This window comes from Acinetobacter sp. Ac_5812 (assembly GCF_013072695.1).
GTDB lineage: Bacteria > Pseudomonadota > Gammaproteobacteria > Pseudomonadales > Moraxellaceae > Acinetobacter.
This window is the reverse complement of sequence record NZ_LXUK01000024.1, coordinates 88,477-105,895: the sequence shown is the minus strand read 5'-3', so window position 1 is coordinate 105,895 and position 17,419 is coordinate 88,477. Positions and strand designations below refer to the sequence as shown.

The 17,419-nt window shown below is 41.0% G+C and carries 18 protein-coding genes; 11 read left to right on the top strand and 7 right to left on the bottom strand.

Features of this window, described 5'->3' with window-relative positions:
* The first annotated feature begins 5 nt into the window (after positions 1-5).
* The 5 genes from A7P55_RS18920 to A7P55_RS18900 all read left to right on the top strand — a co-directional run bounded on the left by A7P55_RS18920 (position 6) and on the right by A7P55_RS18900 (position 6,141).
* Positions 6-593: a 5-formyltetrahydrofolate cyclo-ligase gene (locus tag A7P55_RS18920; protein WP_171553364.1), complete on the top strand. Its 588-nt coding sequence runs from the start codon at positions 6-8 to the stop codon at positions 591-593.
* Positions 594-737: 144 nt separating this feature from the next.
* Positions 738-3,167 carry an endopeptidase La gene (gene lon, locus A7P55_RS18915; RefSeq protein WP_171553363.1) on the top strand — a complete coding sequence of 810 codons (2,430 nt, stop codon included), beginning with the start codon at positions 738-740 and terminating at the stop codon, positions 3,165-3,167.
* 323 nt (positions 3,168-3,490) lie between these two features.
* Complete coding sequence (rlmH, locus tag A7P55_RS18910; protein WP_004801239.1) at positions 3,491-3,970, top strand: 23S rRNA (pseudouridine(1915)-N(3))-methyltransferase RlmH; 480 nt, start codon at positions 3,491-3,493, stop codon at positions 3,968-3,970.
* A 100-nt stretch (positions 3,971-4,070) separates the two neighbouring features.
* Positions 4,071-4,844, top strand: a complete 774-nt coding sequence (locus A7P55_RS18905; protein ID WP_171553362.1) for a class III extradiol ring-cleavage dioxygenase — start codon at positions 4,071-4,073, stop codon at positions 4,842-4,844.
* A gap of 190 nt (positions 4,845-5,034) precedes the next feature.
* A complete protein-coding gene (locus A7P55_RS18900) occupies positions 5,035-6,141 on the top strand; it encodes an META and DUF4377 domain-containing protein (protein ID WP_171553361.1) in 1,107 nt (368 codons plus the stop codon).
* A gap of 89 nt (positions 6,142-6,230) precedes the next feature.
* Here A7P55_RS18900 and gdhA read toward each other — a convergent pair whose 3' ends face one another.
* Positions 6,231-7,577, bottom strand: coding sequence for an NADP-specific glutamate dehydrogenase (gdhA, locus tag A7P55_RS18895; protein WP_171553360.1), 1,347 nt, complete (start codon positions 7,575-7,577; stop codon positions 6,231-6,233).
* A 367-nt stretch (positions 7,578-7,944) separates the two neighbouring features.
* On the opposite strand from gdhA, the gene A7P55_RS18890 reads away from it, so the two are divergent.
* On the top strand, positions 7,945-8,760 hold the full coding sequence (locus tag A7P55_RS18890) for an RnfABCDGE type electron transport complex subunit B (RefSeq protein ID WP_289847053.1): 816 nt from the start codon (positions 7,945-7,947) through the stop codon (positions 8,758-8,760).
* Positions 8,761-9,447, top strand: coding sequence for an endonuclease III (nth, locus tag A7P55_RS18885; protein WP_216078113.1), 687 nt, complete (start codon positions 8,761-8,763; stop codon positions 9,445-9,447).
* On the opposite strand, the gene A7P55_RS18880 is transcribed toward nth, so the two are convergent.
* The 4 genes from A7P55_RS18880 to A7P55_RS18865 form a co-directional block, all read right to left on the bottom strand.
* Entirely contained in the window at positions 9,444-9,626 is a 183-nt protein-coding gene (locus A7P55_RS18880) for a hypothetical protein (protein ID WP_004801249.1), read from the bottom strand. The two genes, nth and A7P55_RS18880, sit on opposite strands and share 4 nt — an antisense overlap.
* 61 nt (positions 9,627-9,687) lie before the next feature.
* Positions 9,688-10,341 (bottom strand): adenylate kinase, encoded by a 654-nt coding sequence (gene adk / locus A7P55_RS18875; RefSeq protein ID WP_171553358.1) that lies wholly within the window; start codon positions 10,339-10,341, stop codon positions 9,688-9,690.
* A gap of 83 nt (positions 10,342-10,424) precedes the next feature.
* A complete protein-coding gene (locus tag A7P55_RS18870; RefSeq protein WP_004801253.1) occupies positions 10,425-11,738 on the bottom strand; it encodes a hypothetical protein in 1,314 nt (437 codons plus the stop codon).
* Positions 11,739-11,799: 61 nt separating this feature from the next.
* A complete protein-coding gene (locus tag A7P55_RS18865; RefSeq protein ID WP_004652139.1) occupies positions 11,800-12,318 on the bottom strand; it encodes a hypothetical protein in 519 nt (172 codons plus the stop codon).
* 239 nt (positions 12,319-12,557) lie between these two features.
* Here A7P55_RS18865 and mrdA point away from each other — a divergent pair, with 239 nt between their 5' ends.
* Both mrdA and rsmD read left to right on the top strand, forming a co-directional pair.
* Positions 12,558-14,597: a penicillin-binding protein 2 gene (mrdA, locus tag A7P55_RS18860; RefSeq protein WP_171553357.1), complete on the top strand. Its 2,040-nt coding sequence runs from the start codon at positions 12,558-12,560 to the stop codon at positions 14,595-14,597.
* Positions 14,597-15,145, top strand: a complete 549-nt coding sequence (rsmD, locus tag A7P55_RS18855) for a 16S rRNA (guanine(966)-N(2))-methyltransferase RsmD (protein ID WP_171553356.1) — start codon at positions 14,597-14,599, stop codon at positions 15,143-15,145. The genes mrdA and rsmD overlap by 1 nt, the downstream gene beginning before the upstream one ends.
* Here rsmD and A7P55_RS18850 read toward each other — a convergent pair.
* Both A7P55_RS18850 and A7P55_RS18845 read right to left on the bottom strand, forming a co-directional pair.
* Positions 15,142-15,546, bottom strand: coding sequence for a hypothetical protein (locus A7P55_RS18850; RefSeq protein ID WP_171553355.1), 405 nt, complete (start codon positions 15,544-15,546; stop codon positions 15,142-15,144). The two genes, rsmD and A7P55_RS18850, sit on opposite strands and share 4 nt — an antisense overlap.
* Before the next feature lie 84 nt (positions 15,547-15,630).
* Positions 15,631-16,236, bottom strand: coding sequence for an N-acetyltransferase (locus tag A7P55_RS18845; protein WP_171553354.1), 606 nt, complete (start codon positions 16,234-16,236; stop codon positions 15,631-15,633).
* A gap of 148 nt (positions 16,237-16,384) precedes the next feature.
* On the opposite strand from A7P55_RS18845, the gene A7P55_RS18840 reads away from it, so the two are divergent.
* Entirely contained in the window at positions 16,385-16,735 is a 351-nt protein-coding gene (locus A7P55_RS18840) for a hypothetical protein (RefSeq protein ID WP_171553353.1), read from the top strand.
* 38 nt (positions 16,736-16,773) lie between these two features.
* On the top strand, positions 16,774-17,412 hold the full coding sequence (locus A7P55_RS18835; RefSeq protein ID WP_171553352.1) for a DUF2238 domain-containing protein: 639 nt from the start codon (positions 16,774-16,776) through the stop codon (positions 17,410-17,412).
* The last annotated feature ends 7 nt before the right edge of the window (positions 17,413-17,419 follow it).

Below are 17,419 nucleotides of genomic sequence, written 5' to 3'. Positions count from 1 at the left end.
ACCTTATGAGCTACACATTAAACTCATTAAGAAAACAACTCCGTTCAAAAAGAAGACAACTCTCTCATTACGAACAGAAGAAAGCTGAACAACGTGTTTTGGTTCAACTTAGACAATTTACTCGATTTAAATCTGCATCAAGAATTGGACTTTATTTACATGCCTTTGGAGAGATACATACTGATCAATTGATAAAGCTTTGTTTTCAGCAAAAGAAACAGGTGTTTTTACCTATGATTTGCAATATGAATCAGAATTTGGTGTGGGTACATGTGACATCAAAACAATATTTAAATAGACGTTTTTCCCATCATCCTTTGGGGATGAAAGAGCCGATGGCAAGTCGTGGCAAGCATGTTTCATATTTAGACTTACTCATTATGCCATTACTGGCTTGTGATCAGTTTGGAACACGCATTGGTATGGGCGGCGGCTACTATGATCGAACTTTGGCATCAGCCAAACATCGTCCTTATCGTCTTGGTCTTGCTCACACATTTCAATATGTTGACACCCCGCTATTAAGGCAGAAATGGGACCAACCTTTAAATGCCTTACTTTGCCCTAAAAAGTTTTATTATTTCATGCCTTAGCATGCTTTTTTTCTTATTTCCGCAATGAATCTTGAGTAATTTAGTCTTTTTTTTATATTTTCTAATCCTACCCCCTTGTATTTTTTCAAATGCACATCACTATAAAAAACATGGCAACACCGTTGTCACTCATTAGGAGTGCCCATGTCTGAATATATCTTAAACAATGAAACTAGCTTAGAGCCACAGGTTCCAAGTGTATTACCACTATTAGCGTTACGTGATGTTGTGGTGTATCCACACATGCAAATCGCGCTATTCGTGGGTCGTGAAAAATCGATCAATGCAGTGGATGTGGCTCGTAACAGTGACAATTTAGTATTTGTAGTTGCGCAAAAAGATTCGCTCACAGAAGAAATTGATCACGATAATCTCTATCAATATGGAACCGTGGCTAAGATCGTACAAGTAGTCAATCATGAAAATGATGAGAACTGCATTAAAGTACTTATTGAAGGTCTACATCGTTCTAAGTTAGAACGCATTATTGACGGAGAAGAATACTTAACAGCTGAACATCATTTAAGCCCAATGACATTACCTTTGGACGAAGAGACCCAAGAGACTCGCTTAAATGAATTACGTACCCTATTCGCTCAATATGCAGAAGCGAAACTACGTAATGCACGTGAACTCGTCGCAGCAGCAAACAAAATCGAAGACTTATTGCAATTGATGTTCTTCGTTGCAACTCGTGTACCTTTAAATATTGAAGTGAAACAAAAATTTTTAGAGCACGACGAGTTTGAAGATCACTTACAAGAGTTAATGAGCTATTTGATGAATCAATCTGCTGAACAGCAAATTGAGCAAACGCTGCACGACAGTGTAAAACGTCAAATGGAAAAGAACCAACGTGAATACTTTCTAAATGAAAAAATGAAAGTGATTCAACGTGAACTTTCCGATATGAATGGCGGTGCGGAAGATGACGTTGCAGAAATTGAAAAACGTCTTGCGGAAGCAGATTTACCTGAGCACGTACGTAAAAAAGCTGAAGCTGAGTTTCGTAAGCTGAAAGCGATGCAACCTGCTTCAAGCGAAGCTGCTGTTGTTCGCAACTATCTAGAAGTTATTTTAGATACGCCTTGGAATAAAGCGAGTAAGGTCAGTATTAATCTTGCGAAAGCACAGGAAATTCTTGATACAGATCATTACGGCTTAGATGACGTAAAAGATCGTATTGTTGAATACTTGGCAGTTCAGTCTCGTGTCAAAAAACTCAAGGGGCCAATCCTTTGTTTAGTCGGTCCTCCAGGTGTTGGTAAGACTTCACTCGGTGAATCAGTTGCCAAAGCAACAGGTCGTGAGTTTGTCCGTATGGCACTGGGTGGCGTACGTGATGAAGCTGAAATTCGTGGTCACCGTCGTACTTATATCGGTGCGATGCCAGGTAAAATTGTGCAGTCGCTAACGAAAGTTGGGGTTAAAAACCCATTGTTCTTACTCGACGAAATTGACAAGATGGCACAAGACTACCGTGGTGATCCTGCATCAGCATTGCTTGAAGTACTTGATCCATCACAAAACAGCAAGTTCAATGACCATTACTTAGATCTTGACCTTGACCTTTCAGAAGTCATGTTCATCTGTACAGCAAACAGCATGAATATTCCTGAAGCCTTGCTGGATCGCATGGAAGTCATTCGTCTTCCGGGTTATACCGAAGATGAGAAAGTGAATATTGCTGAACGTTACCTTGTTCCGAAAGCAATCAAGAACAATGGTTTACGCGCAAAAGAATTGACTGTTCACGAAGAAGCAATCCGCGATATCGTACAACGTTACACACGTGAAGCCGGTGTTCGTAGCTTAGAACGTGAAGTCTCTAAGATTGCCCGTAAAGTCGTAAAAGAAGCGGTGAGCAAGAAGTCTAAGAATTTACAGCTCGATGTAACTTCTGCCAATCTTCCTGAATACCTCGGCCCACATAAGTTTGACTTTGGTATTGCAGAAGATGAAGCACAAGTAGGTCGTGTCAATGGCTTGGCTTGGACTTCAGTCGGTGGTGAATTACTTACCATTGAAGTTGCAGCGGTGAAAGGTAAAGGCAAATTCATCACCACTGGTTCACTCGGTGATGTGATGAAAGAATCAATCACTGCAGCAATGACTGTCGTTCGTACCCGTGCTGATGAATTGGGAATTGAAGCATCTCGTTTTGAAGAAACTGATGTGCATGTTCACTTACCTGAAGGCGCAACACCAAAAGATGGTCCATCTGCTGGTTTGGCCCTGACCACTGCCCTTGTATCGGCATTTACAGGTATCCCGATTCGTCCTGACATTGCAATGACAGGTGAAACGAGTCTTGGTGGTCGCGCGATGCGCATTGGTGGCTTAAAAGAGAAGCTTCTTGCGGCTCACCGTGGTGGAATCAAACTGGTGTTTATTCCACAAGATAACGTCCGTGATTTGGCTGAAATTCCTGACAATGTTAAAGAAGGATTAGAAATCAAAGCAGTGAAAAGCATTGATGAAATTCTACCTTTAGCACTGACAGATACACCAAAGCCTTTGCCAAAGACACCGATTGTAAAACCAGTCGAAGAAGCAAAAGCAGCACGTCACTAATCAGCAAATGATTGGAAATAAAAGAGAGCTTCGGCTCTCTTTTTTTGTTACATAATACGGTTGAAAAATAACCAACATGCGGCATAATAAAATAGAGTCGATAAAAACAAAGGCTAAATTTGACTCATGAACTCATTTTAGCGCCATCCGAACTCCAGACGGATGGCACTTTGATCGCAGCTCATACGCGTTTTGAGCTGCGTTTTTTATGACTACGCTACAACAGCTTGTTGTATTTTTTATGACTAGATAAACCATACTTACCTGCATGTATCAAAGAACAGCGTTTATAATAGGGCTCATTTCCTCAAGCACACACGCCTATGAAAATCCGCATTCTCACCATTGGTCAAAAAATGCCTGCTTGGGTGCTCACTGGATTTGAAGACTATTTCAAACGTATTCAGCCCTTTGTACAAACTCAGGTGATTGAGCTCCCAATGGCAAAGCGCGGCAAAAATGACTCTGAGGCAGATATTTTGAAATACTGTCAAATTGAAGGTGAAAGTATTCTAAATGCACTCAAATCCAATGAAACATTGATTGCTTTAGAAGTAAATGGACGTGAGCTGAGTACGGAAAAATTAGCTGATACGATGAAACAGTGGATGCTTGAAGGCAATGATATTGCGATTGCAATTGGTGGTCCGGATGGACATTCCGATGCTGTTCGCAAAGCTGCTGCTTGGCATTGGTCATTGTCAAAACTGACCATGCCGCACCCAATGGTACGTATTCTGCTAATTGAGCAACTTTATCGTGCCATGAGTATTAATCATAACCACCCGTACCATCGCGCTTAAAACTGTTCTAATTTTAGAACAACATGTTGAAATTTAAGGGCTGTCACTGCGGTACTGAATTTGTCAGGATAATGGTGTATTCCCTTTCAGGTGTTTATTTATGGATCTGCAAACTTTACCCGGATTATTTATTTCTCATGGTTCACCCATGCTGGCACTTGATCCAGAGCAAGTGGGTCCTGCACTGCTCCGTCTAGGCAGTAACTTGCCGAAACCACAGGCCATTGTGGTGATGTCAGCGCACTGGGAAAGCCAAGCCTTAGAAGTCAACACTTCAACACGTCCAGAAACGTGGCATGACTTCCGTGGCTTTCCACCTGAACTATATGACATTCGTTACCCTGCGGCTGGCGCACCAAAACTGGCAGAAGAAATCCTCTCGCGCTTTGCAACAGCAGGTATTTCTGCACATGCCAATAGTACCCGTCCACGCGATCATGGCGTCTGGATGCCGCTTTTACACATGTATCCAGATGCAGATATCCCTGTGATTGAGATTTCACTTCCCCTTTATATGAGTGCTGATGACATTTACCGTATTGGAGAAGTACTCTCACCGTTACGAGAGCAACAAATTCTGTTGATCGGTTCAGGCAGTATCACTCACAATCTGGCTGAGTTGTCATGGCATGCTGATGCCAATGTACCCGCATGGGCCAGTACTTTCCGCAATACAGTGGTCAGTAAACTCAGTCATCAAGATTACGATGCAGTATTAGATTGGCCATCTTTGCCTTATATTGAGCGTAATCACCCGAGCCTTGAGCACCTTGCACCACTATTCTTTGCGATGGGTACAGGTCATCGTTTCAATATCGTGCATAGCAGCTTCTCGATGGGATCGTTGGGTATGGATATTTATCGCTTTGACTAAATAACCAACTACATCACATAATTTCAAAATAGGCTTGAACCAAATCATGGCAAGCCTATAAATCTTCTATATTTTCCAAAATTTTACAAATAGAAACATTTAACGAACTTAACTCCTAAACGGATACCATGTTCTCTTTTTAAGAATACTTTAAGCTTATGTCTGTTATTTACTTATCGTTGTTTTGAATATGAAAATCAAATATTTAGTTCTTGCATTACTTCCGCTTTCTTTAATGGCGTGCCAAACTGTGCAAAATGTGACTGATAATGTAATTTCTCAAATTAATACAACTGCTGCAAAAAACTTAACTGAATATAATTGGACTTACCAAGGTTCTAAGGCATCTAAGCCACTCGTTTTATCTTTTAATAGCGACCAAAAACTTGCAATCCAAACCGGCTGTAACAACCAAGGCGGTACTTGGGCTGTTGAAGGCAACAAGATTGTTACCTCTCCACTTGTATCGACCATGATGGCTTGTGCTGATGATTTAATGCAGCAAGAACGCTTATCTGCTGACATCTTCAGCGAGAAAAAAGTACCATTTGAAGTCAGCACAGTGAATGGCCAAGCCATCTTGACTGTGACGGATAGCAAAGGTCAAAAACATGTATTTACAGGTGCAAAAGTGACAAATAGCAACGTGTTAACCAACTACACTTGGTCATATCAACCTGCTGATACTAAGCGTCCAATCGTATTAAGCTTCTTAGCCAATGATCGTTTATCTGTAGATACTGGTTGTAACCGTTTAAATACATCATGGAAAGTCGAAAATGGCTTAATCGTAACGGGTGATGGTGCATCAACATTAATGGCATGTGAACCAGCCTTAATGAAACAAGAACAGTTTGCAGGTGAGCTTCTACAAAAACGTCAAATCGCGTTTGAAGTGAATGCAACCAACCTAGAGCAACCGACTTTAGTACTTGCTGATGCCAAAGGTCAAAAATATACTTTCGTTGGTAAAATGACACCTGAAGCAAAATACCAGTCTGAAGGTAAAACTGTTTTCTTAGAAATTTCACCAGAAACTAAATCATGCACAGGTGTTGCACCACAAACCTGTATGCAAGTTCGTGAAATCAAATACGATGACAAAGGCTTAAAAACTTACGCAGATAAAAACTGGTCATTGTACTATGGTCAAATCGAAGGTTTTGAGCACAACCCACAACAACGTGTGATTGTACGTGTTAAACGTTTTGACATTAAAAACCCTGCTGCTGACCAATCAAGCATTGCAGACGTACTCGATATGGTTGTTGAGCAAGAGATTGTGAAAAAACCATAATTTCATTTAGAAATAAAAAAATCCGATGCTTTGACATCGGATTTTTTTATGGCAACCCCTCTTTAATACAGAGGGATTGAGGGAGATTTTTAATAAATACCCTGCGCGAGAATGGCATCGGCAACTTTTACAAAACCCGCAATATTCGCTCCATCAACATAATTGATCGTACCATCTTCCTGAGTACCGTATTTAACACAGTTACGATGAATCTCTTTCATAATCGCATGTAAGCGTTCATCCACCTGTTCAAAAGACCAACCCAAGCGATTGGCATTCTGCGACATTTCCAGACCAGAGGTTGCTACTCCACCTGCATTCGATGCTTTACCTGGCGCATACAGAATTTTTGCTGCAATAAATTTTTCAACAGCGTCAAGCGTGGATGGCATATTCGCGCCTTCAGCTACGCAAATCACACCATTTGATAATAACGTTACTGCATCTTCAGCATTGAGCTCATTTTGGGTTGCGCAAGGTAATGCGATATCCACAGGAATGTGCCATGGCGTTTGACCTTCAAAATATTCAAAACCATGCTTTGATGCAAATTCTGACATACGACCACGCTTGATGTTTTTCAGTTCCATCACTTCACCAAGCAAGGCTTTGCTAAAACCATTCTTTAAATAAACCGTACCATTTGAATCTGACAAAGTCACGACTTTAGCGCCTAAGAACATGGCCTTTTCTGCTGCATATTGTGCAACATTACCCGAACCTGAAATCGATACGGTTTTATTGGCAAAGCTATCGCCACGGGTTTTCAGCATTTCTTCTGCAAAATATACCGTACCATAGCCTGTCGCTTCAGGACGAGCTAATGAACCGCCAAAAGAAATCCCCTTCCCCGTAAATACACATGAAGTGTCGTTACTTAACTTCTTCATCATGCCTGTCATATAGCCCACTTCACGGCCACCAACTCCGATATCTCCTGCTGGGATATCTGTATTCGAGCCAAGATGACGATATAGCTCAAGCATTAAGGCTTGGCAGAAGCGCATAATTTCTGCTTCAGATTTACCTTTAGGATCAAAATCTGAACCGCCTTTGCCTCCACCCATCGGTAAAGTCGTTAACGAGTTTTTAAAGGTTTGTTCAAAGCCTAAAAACTTTAAAATGGACAAATTCACAGAAGGATGGAAACGCATTCCCCCTTTATAGGGGCCAATCGCTGAATTGTATTGAACACGGAAACCACGATTGACATGGGTTTGCCCCTGATCATCCATCCATGAGACACGGAACTGAATAGCGCGCTCAGGTTCAACCAGTCTTTCTAGCAAGCCATATTGAGCATATTTCGGATTTTTCTCAATGAATGGCCACAAGCTGGTCATCACTTCTTCGACCGCTTGCAAAAATTCAGGTTGATATGGATCTCTAGCTTTAACATAATCCAGAAAGTCATTTAAGCTATCGTATTTCAACATTCACCCCCGAGTCTATGGTTTATCTTGGTGCGAAAAATGCACCAAAATAGAATTTTGCATCTATTAAATACAGATTACTATTTCATCACAATATTATTTTTATGCTTAACTCTTTTTATCAATTAAAATCATAATCTTAAATCAAAAAATGTTCGTTATTTATATAATAAATACAAGTAAAAGCATACCAATGAATCGCAGAACTTCATTGCAAAGAAGAGTAGCAGTCTAATTTATAGACAAAAATGCACTAAAAAATTTCATCATTAGCACCATTTTTAAGCATTAAAACACCCAAGTAATTGACATCTTTTTAGATTGCTTCGCCGTGTTAAAGCTTTATTTGCTATACTAAGCTCCCTGTTTTTTGCTTCACTCTCGATACATGTCCCCAACTGCACAACACGCGCTTATTGTCCAAATCGACCAACTGTTACCACAGACACAATGTGGTTTATGCGGGCATCGTGACGGCTGCTTACCTTATGCAAAATCCATTGCAGAAGGTGAAGAAGCAAATAAATGTGTGCCTGGTGGACAACCTGTTGCCGATGCATTGGCAGCTTTATTAGATCGACCACAACTGACTGCCGAAAGCAGTGTTTGGGAGATTCAACTCGACGGTCGACCGCAACGGATCAAAGCGGTGATTCGTGAAGATGAATGTATTGGCTGTACCAAATGTATTAGCGCCTGCCCCGTCGATGCGATTATTGGCAGTGGCAAATTAATGCATAGCATTTTGACTGACTTGTGTACCGGTTGTGAGTTATGTATTCCACCTTGTCCTGTCGATTGTATTGATCTAGTTGAAGATACCCAACCTTTACCCACCACAGCACAACGTACCGCTGAACAGGATGATTTAAGACATCGTTATTACGCCCATATTCAACGTGAAGAAAAACGTCGCTTGAGCCGTAAAGGGCCGATTGTTCGCGCTGAAATTGATGTGGAATTTTTCGCCCAATTTTCTCAGACACTTCATAATGTGCCGGTGATAACCTTAGCGGATAAGCCGAAAGAGAATCCAACGCTCGATGCAAAAACAACAATCGAACTTGCAAAAGTACGTACCCAAATTAAAAAACTCGAAAAACAACTCAGTGTTCGTGCTGACGAATCAAAGCAAGCCCAATTGCTTGCCTTACAACAACGTTTAACTGAATTGCAGGAGGTCTAAATGTCCGTAAAAAATATGACTAAAAAGCAGATTCAGACTTTTTTTGAACGTTTGCGTGAACAAAGACCGAACCCACAGACTGAGTTGAACTACTCTTCTCCTTTTGAGCTCCTGATTGCAGTATTGCTGTCTGCTCAAGCAACAGATGTCAGTGTGAATAAAGCCACGGATAAACTCTATCCTGTTGCCAATACCGCTCAAGCCATTTTAGACCTTGGAATTGATGGTTTAAAATCATATATCAAGACCATTGGCTTATATAATTCTAAAGCTGAAAACGTGATTAAAACCTGCCGGATTCTGGTGGACCAATATCAAGGGCAAATTCCAGAAACACGCAAAGAGCTAGAGGCACTACCTGGTGTAGGGCGTAAAACGGCGAATGTGGTGCTGAATACTGCCTTTGGTCAACCGACCATGGCAGTCGATACACATATTTTTCGTGTCGGTAACCGTACAGGCTTAGCTGTTGGAAAAAACGTGTTAGAAGTGGAAGATCGCTTGATTAAAGTGATTCCGAAAGAATTTATTATTGATGCCCATCACTGGCTGATCTTACATGGGCGTTATTGTTGTATTGCACGTAAACCGAAATGTGGTGAATGTATCGTTGCAGATGTATGTAACTGGCCAGATCGGTTTGAGTTTGGTGCAAGTAAACCAATCGCAATAAAAAACCTCAGTTAATCCTGAGGTTTTTTTTGCTGTTGCAGTTTTGGATGTAATTGGCGAGCTTTGCCATTTTTTCTATTTTCCAAGGCTTGTTGCTGTTGCACATGACGCAGCATTTTCTGACTTTGGTACAAAAGAAATAACAGTAAAACGATGCTGAAAATGACCACTAAAATCAAAACAACTTTTAGCATGAGCTTTCTCCAAATAAAAAGAGCTCTGTATTCAGAGCTCTTTTAAAATCGGCAACTTAAATTATTTATCTAAGATTGCAAATAAATCAGCTTGAACGTTTTCGATTGCACGTAAACCATCTAGCTTGTCATAAGTTGGCGCATTTTCACCAGAAGCAGCACGACCTTGATAGAAACCAACCAATTGCTCAGTTTCGCTATGGTAAGACCCAAGACGCTTACGAATCGTTTCTTCTTGGTCATCTGGACGTTGAACCAGTTCTTCACCAGTTTCATCATCTTTACCTTCCACTTTTGGTGGATTATAAACGATGTGATAAACACGACCCGATGCAGGGTGCTGACGACGACCAGAAAGACGTTGCACGATTTCTTCGTCAGGTACAGCAATCTCAATCACGTGATCAATGCTAATTCCAGCTGTTTCTAATGCTTCAGCTTGTGGAATTGTGCGTGGGAAACCGTCAAAGATACAACCATTTTCACAGTCAGGCTGAGCAATACGTTCTTTAACCAAGCCAATAATCAGTTCATCAGATACTAAACCGCCTGATTCCATGACGCTTTTCGCTTTTAAGCCAAGTTCAGTACCTTCACGAATTGCAGCACGGAGCATATCACCGGTTGAAATTTGTGGGATATTGTAGCGCTTACAGATCAACTGAGCTTGAGTACCTTTGCCTGCCCCAGGTGGTCCGAGTAAAATAATGCGCATAAAAGAACATCCTCATTTAAAAACAATAAATCTTAAATTGAGCAATATCATACAGACTTATCACTCAACCAACATCAAATTAATTATAAGAAAGCAACAAATAAGTGAATTAAACCAGCAAAGAAACCAGTCACCCCACCGAGTACAATTAAGATCCACTCATCTTCTTGGAACGCAGGACGCAATAAGTTTTGGAACTCTTTCGGTGTTAGTTCACGGATGCGGTCTCTAAACATTTGAAAGATCTTCTGCGCGCGACTTGCATTCAAAGCTGGGTCACATACTGGTCCCATGGTAATTTCAATTGAGCGATCAATCAAGTCGGTCTTGAGTCTAGCATATTCTCTTGGCCCTAATGAAAGCTGCAATGAGGTTCTGACCAGTGGAGTTTCCATGATTTCATTGATATGACGCTTGACAATACGACGGGTTTTGTCTTTTTTACTGCCATACATCATTTCAGTCATGATGGACTTTAAGGTAATTAAATCTTCAGTCACCACACTGGCAAATACATCGGAAACCTCTTCCTGACGCTTCATAAAGGCACCTTGAACGTTGTAAGTACCAATCTTCAAAACAGGCACAATCCAAGGGAATTTACGGTCTTTGGTCAGACGGAAAATCTGCGGATAACGAATATAATGCGGCTCAATCGGATTAAATACCATCCAAATCGCAATCCAGTTGGTTAAAAAGCCCCAAATGGCAGCCCAAAATGGAACCGTCCAGTGCCATGGCACTACAAACCACACGATCATTTGGAAAATACCAAAGAACATCCCAATTAATGCACTGATATGCCAAATAAAATTAATTTCTTTCTGACCCACTTTCAGAAACATGCGTACCATCAAACGGCGGTCACCTTCCATTTGGCTCACCACCATTTCACGCATATCAACCAGTGACTCAACGTTCATGGTCAGCTCAGTCACAAGTTCCCGAAGTGTCGTTGGTAACTGTTTATGTGCTTGCGCATAGATACGACGCTTAATCGAATAAGGCAGGTTTTCCCAAAGTACAGCATTACGATCAATCATCACTTCATCAATCAGATGCTCAAGCTCGAATCCGACTTGCTCACCGATGATCATCGCCATATCTTCTGGATCCATTGCTTCTAAAAACTCTCGCAATGAACCCAATTTAGATAAAGTGTTATCAGTGATGATGCCTGAAATACGTCCAGCTTTACGTGGCACAATCCCTTGCCAACCTACAGGTAATGGTCCTAAATGGAATCCCCAAAAGTTGATTGGGTAAAATACCATTTTCAATGCCATCCATACGTGTGCCCATGTTACAAAGGCGGTCACAGGGATGATACTTAAGACTGCCAGATGGTCAGGTCGATTTAGGAAAATCTGCCACAATTCATTGACGTAATCAAACATGCATGACTCTCTGAATTATTGATACATGATGGCCTATAAAAGGATGAACGCTAATTTCCTCTTATAAACCAAAACTTAAGGTATAAGAAAACTGAAGGACAGGTTCTGATTTTTTCACAGTATTGCCATTCCCATCTTCTATTTTTTCGCGTACGCCTGCGCCTACGCTGAACGTGCTGATACGCTCACTATTCAACCAGACATAAGCTAGATCGGCACCGACACCCAAATTGCCCTTTTGTTTACCACCATAGTTCTTACTATCTAAATGTCCTGCATAGACACCAAGGTAATAACCATTTTTATCGGTACCGGTTAAGTAGTACGGGTAACGGAATCCAACTTGCCCACCGGGTTCATTGTCATCATTTAAAAATGCACCCGCTTTGGCGTAGGCAATCCCATAAGGATTTACCCATTCAAGGTTGGCATGTAATAATTTCTTGGTAAAACCTGCACCGACATTCCATGTTGAAACGTTTGCATCTTTTAATTTAGGCTCAGGCTTAAACGGATTTTCGTCAGCATGGGCAAAACCAGTAAGTGTTAAAACCGATAATAAAAGGCAAATTTTTCTCATTATTTTCTCCATTTTCCCTAAGAGTGTATTGGAAAATCCTATTTCAAACTGTTTGTGACTTTAACAGAATTATTTTGCTTCTAATATACAAGACCATACAATTTTAATGTCTGCAAAGTCAAAAGCTGTCGCAGCATCATTTGCATGATTTGTTGAAAATTCTACAGTATGATCATGCAACTTACGTTAAAATGCGTAGCCTTTGTATTCTCTCCATCTTGTAATTAAGTCGACACCCTATGAAACAGCACTTTCCTTTAAAAAATATGCAACAAGAAAAGCGCATTTATAAGGGTCGAATCTTTTTTGCAATCTTTGTCGTGGCGATTTTTCTACTTTTATTGATCTGTCGTTATGCATATTTACAGATCGTTCATTACGATGATTTTACAACGGCATCAGATAAGAACCGTATTCGCTTACAGCCCTTAGCACCTGCTCGTGGCTACATTTACGATCGTAACGGCGTGCTCTTGGCAGATAACTATCCAGTTTTTACTGCAACACTGAGTCGTGCAGATGTCAGCGATATTGATGACACCATTACCCGTCTCATTCCAATTCTGGGCTTGACCCAAGATGATGTTGACCGCTTTAAAAGCCGTGTCAAAACTGCACGTAAAACCGAACGCCTTGCGATCAAATTGAATTTGACTGAAACCGATATTGCCAAATTCAGTGAAGTGAAATACGCCTTTCCGGGGGTCAAAATTGAAACCCAAATGACCCGCTACTATCCACATGGTGAATTGTTTGCACATGTGATTGGTTATGTGGGTCGTATCAATGATAAAGAACTCAAGTCTATTGATAAGGATTTATACGCGGGTACCAACCTGATTGGTAAAATTGGGGTCGAAAAAAGCTATGAAGACCTGTTGCATGGTATTCCTGGCTATGAATCTGTCGAAGCCGATGCACACGGCAATGTACTACGTAATTTAGGTCGCCAGAATCCAGCACGTGGTAATGATCTGTATTTATCGCTTGATTACGGTCTGCAAACCATTGCCGCAAAACAATTGGCAGATCGTCGTGGTGCAATTGTAGCGATGGATCCTCGTACAGGTGAAATCCTCGCACTGGTCTCCAGCCCAAGTTTTAATCCAAACCTCTTCGTGACAGGAATTAGCTCTAAAGACTATAGCGGCCTGCGTGACAACCTTGATCAACCACTTTATAACCGTGCGGTTCAGGGGGCGTATCCACCAGGTTCCACCATTAAACCGATGTTTGGTTTGGGCGGTATTCATTATGGTCTTGTCGATTGGAGCACTGCAATTTCCGATCCAGGTTATTTCTCATTGCCTGGTGATAGTCACCGCTTCCGTGACCATAAAAAGACGGGTCATGGTTCAGTGAACATGCATAAAGCACAAATTGTGTCCTGCGACACCTATTTCTATGTGCTGTCCTATCGCATGGGCATTGAGAAAATGAATGACTGGATGCGCCAATTTGGCTTTGGCGAAAAGACTGGGGTTGATTTACCAAGTGAAAGCACAGGTCTCTACCCGAGCCCTGAATGGAAAATGCGAACGCGTAAATCCAAATGGCTCAAAGGTGAAACCATTTCAGTCAGTATCGGGCAAGGGGCATTTACCTCTACACCTTTACAACTTGCCATGGCAACTGCGATCACCGCCAATAAAGGTTCACATGTCACACCACATGTACTCAGAGAAACCAAAGGCGCCAAAAAATTTAGCGTCCATAACGCACCTGATGGCAAAATTAACTTCAATGGCACAGAACAAGATTGGATCAACATGCATGATGCAATGGTGGATGTCATCCAATCCGGTACAGGTCGTGGCATTAAAGGTGGTTTGCAATATTCAATCGCAGGTAAAACAGGGACAGCCCAAGTCAAGAGTATTGCTCAAGGTAAACGTTATAACGAAGCAGCGCTTTCATCTCGACAATGGGACCATGGCTTATTCGTTGGTTTTGCGCCTGCCGACAATCCAGAAATTGCGATTGCCGTGGTTTGGGAAAATGGTAAACATGGCGGTTCAGCTGCCCAACTGGCACGTCCAATCTTTGACTATTGGCTGGTGACACGTAAAAAGAATCCACTTCGTCCAGCTAGCCATCAAGTCAGTGGAGGCTTAATGACTGCGGGGATTAAACCTGGTGAACTACCAAGCAGCAGTATTGCAACGACAACAACACAAAACAGCCAAGCGACGTCTACACCCGTCGCTTCATCCGCTCCAGCTTCTACACCTGTTGCGCCAGCAACAGTTGCTCAACCTACAGATGGCGTGACTGAATAATGAAAAATCAATTACGTATCATCGGTGGTAACTGGAAACGCCGTACTTTACCCTTTGCCAGTATTGATGGTTTACGTCCAACACCAGATCGTGTCCGTGAAACTCTATTCAATTGGTTGATGTGGGATATCCAAAACGCACAGGTTTTAGACTTGTGCAGTGGCTCAGGTGCGTTAGGATTTGAAGCACTTTCTCGTGGAGCTGCTAAAGTCGTGATGATTGAACCGAATCCAATACAGGCCAAAGTCTTAAAAGACAATATTCAACTGTTAAAAGCAGAAAATTGCCAACTGCATGTTGCAACGGCACAACAAGCTTTAAAAAAATTAAACTCAAGTTTTGATGTGGTGTTTCTTGATCCACCCTATAGTCTGGATTTATGGCAAGAGTTAGCTGAACTTGCTGACCCAATGATCGAAAACAATGCTTTTATTTATGTGGAAGCAGATCGAGATTTAGCTCAGCTCATTCTACCCCCTACTTGGCAGAAAATAAAAGAAACCAAAGCGGGTATGGTCAGAGCCGGTTTATATCAAAAAGTCAGTTAAAAAATCCTTAACCAGAAGAATCGAATCAATTGCCCTCGGTCAAAGGGAAAGCTGGAAAGATATTCATAACCAATTCGATTGGTCTGGTTCAACTGATACATCATGCCATAACCGACTGAAATCGAAAAATCATCCAGTGACAGGCTAGTGGTGTCGCCGGTTAACATCTTATGGTTAAACTGATTGGTTTGATAAGCCGTATAATTATAGACACGCCAACGTTCATTTTGAAAAAATTGGTTATGCAAAACCGAATATGCTGTTTTCATTTCAGGATAAGCAGCATCAAACATCTGTTCGGTATCTTCACTCGGCGCTACAAAAAAATCATAGTCATCCGCATAAACCCCAGTAGAAAGGCCTATTAAAAAACAGAATAAAAAAATGTACTGAATTCGCATAACCAGATGTGTTGATGACCTTCCTATTTAGCATACCGCTAAAAATCATTTTTTATCAATCAATTGAATATTTTTATTAGCTGTTTAAAATAACCACTCCATACGGCGACCGTTTGGAATCGAATAATTCCTCGCTCCTTTAAATATGGTTTCCTTGATCACCTTAAAACCAATCCGTTCATAAAGCTGCTGCCCTCGATGATTCTCCTGTGATACATCTAAAGATAATGCAACATAGCCTTGTTGCTGAGCGGATACTTTCAGATGTTGCAACAATAAAGAGCCTATGCCCTGACCTCGATAATCTGGATGAACACCAAAATTAGCAATATGCAGACACAATTCACTCGGTTTGGTCACTACAGAACCTGCTAGTAAAGCTCTGGATACAATACGAGGAAATCCAAGCTTGTAAGTATCCCAGATATTCTTAAGAGTCCCCTGATCCATACCCAGTAAATCCTTTTTGCCATAACAGGCAACTGTCGCAACTATCTTATCATGATGCTCGACTACCCAATGCAACTTATAACTGCTATAACCATGCTCTGACAAAAATTCATTATGAATAAAACATTTCGCGCTGATCTGCTTATGTTGATAGATGTAATCAAATAAGGCCTCAGCTGCGCTATAAATTAAAGGTACACAAGCATCAACATCATGCTTCTGCGCATTTCTTATTTTCATTTTTCAATCCGCCCTATTTATTTTGTCCGATCAAATCGTGTGATTGCATAAAAAATATTAATTTTTATCGTGTTAGACATAAATAATTAATTTATAAAATTAGTCATATATACAATAATACGTCCTTTAAAATTCTACTCTATCGATCATGAAGCTTTTGTACTTGCTCATTGCCACAGTGAGCTTAACAGGTTGTATCTTTGGGAAATCAAGCGAAGTAAAACGCGCTGAAAAAGTCCTACAGAGTTTTCAATGTAATAATATTGAATCCAATGAGTTAGCAACTTCTTCTATTTCAAATTTTTATCAACAATCACTGGCGGCGAATAAAGACAAAGCAGCATCTTATATTGAACAATATAAGAATGGTGAAGATCTCTTTGACATTCCGCTCGATGAAGTTGTACAACAAAAATATCAATTATATAAACAAGCATGTCAGGCACTCGGTGGTGTCTCTACCCCCAAAGAAACAATCACGGTAGCGACAACAGAGTAACAGCAATAAAATTTGCCTGACTGTACTTAGGATACAGCATGATCGAACAACAACTGAATCTAAAGCATTATATTGCACTTGCGTTTGTACTCCTCGTAGTCGGGATCGCAAGTATTCATCCGCTTGAGTTTGAAGCCTATTTATTACACCAAGCAGGTACGGTGTTAATGCTAATTGCTCTCATTGTCACGATGAAGAAGATTGGTATCAGTTTTTATAGCTTTTGTCTCTATCTGGGCTTTCTTTTGATACATATTTTAGGAGCACACTACCTTTACTCGTATGTTCCGTATAATGAATGGATTCAACAACTTTTCCATTTTGACTTAAATCAAAGTATGGGTTGGTCACGCAACATGTATGATCGACTGGTGCATTTTGCCTACGGTTTATTGCTCTATCCATTTTTTTATCGCTGTTTTCAAGTCTGGTTACCAACAGCCAAACCTTTGACCCTATTTCTACTGGTGATTCAGTTTGTCATGGCATCGAGCATGTTCTATGAACTGATCGAATGGTGGATCGCCATTGGTTTATCACCTGAAGATGCTGAAAACTATAATGGCCAACAAGGAGACGTTTGGGATGCCCACAAGGACATGTTCCTTGCGACTGTCGGAGCACTGCTAATTGGAGTCATTCAACTGCTCAAACAAAAAACGCCTATTCAAAAATAGGCGCTGT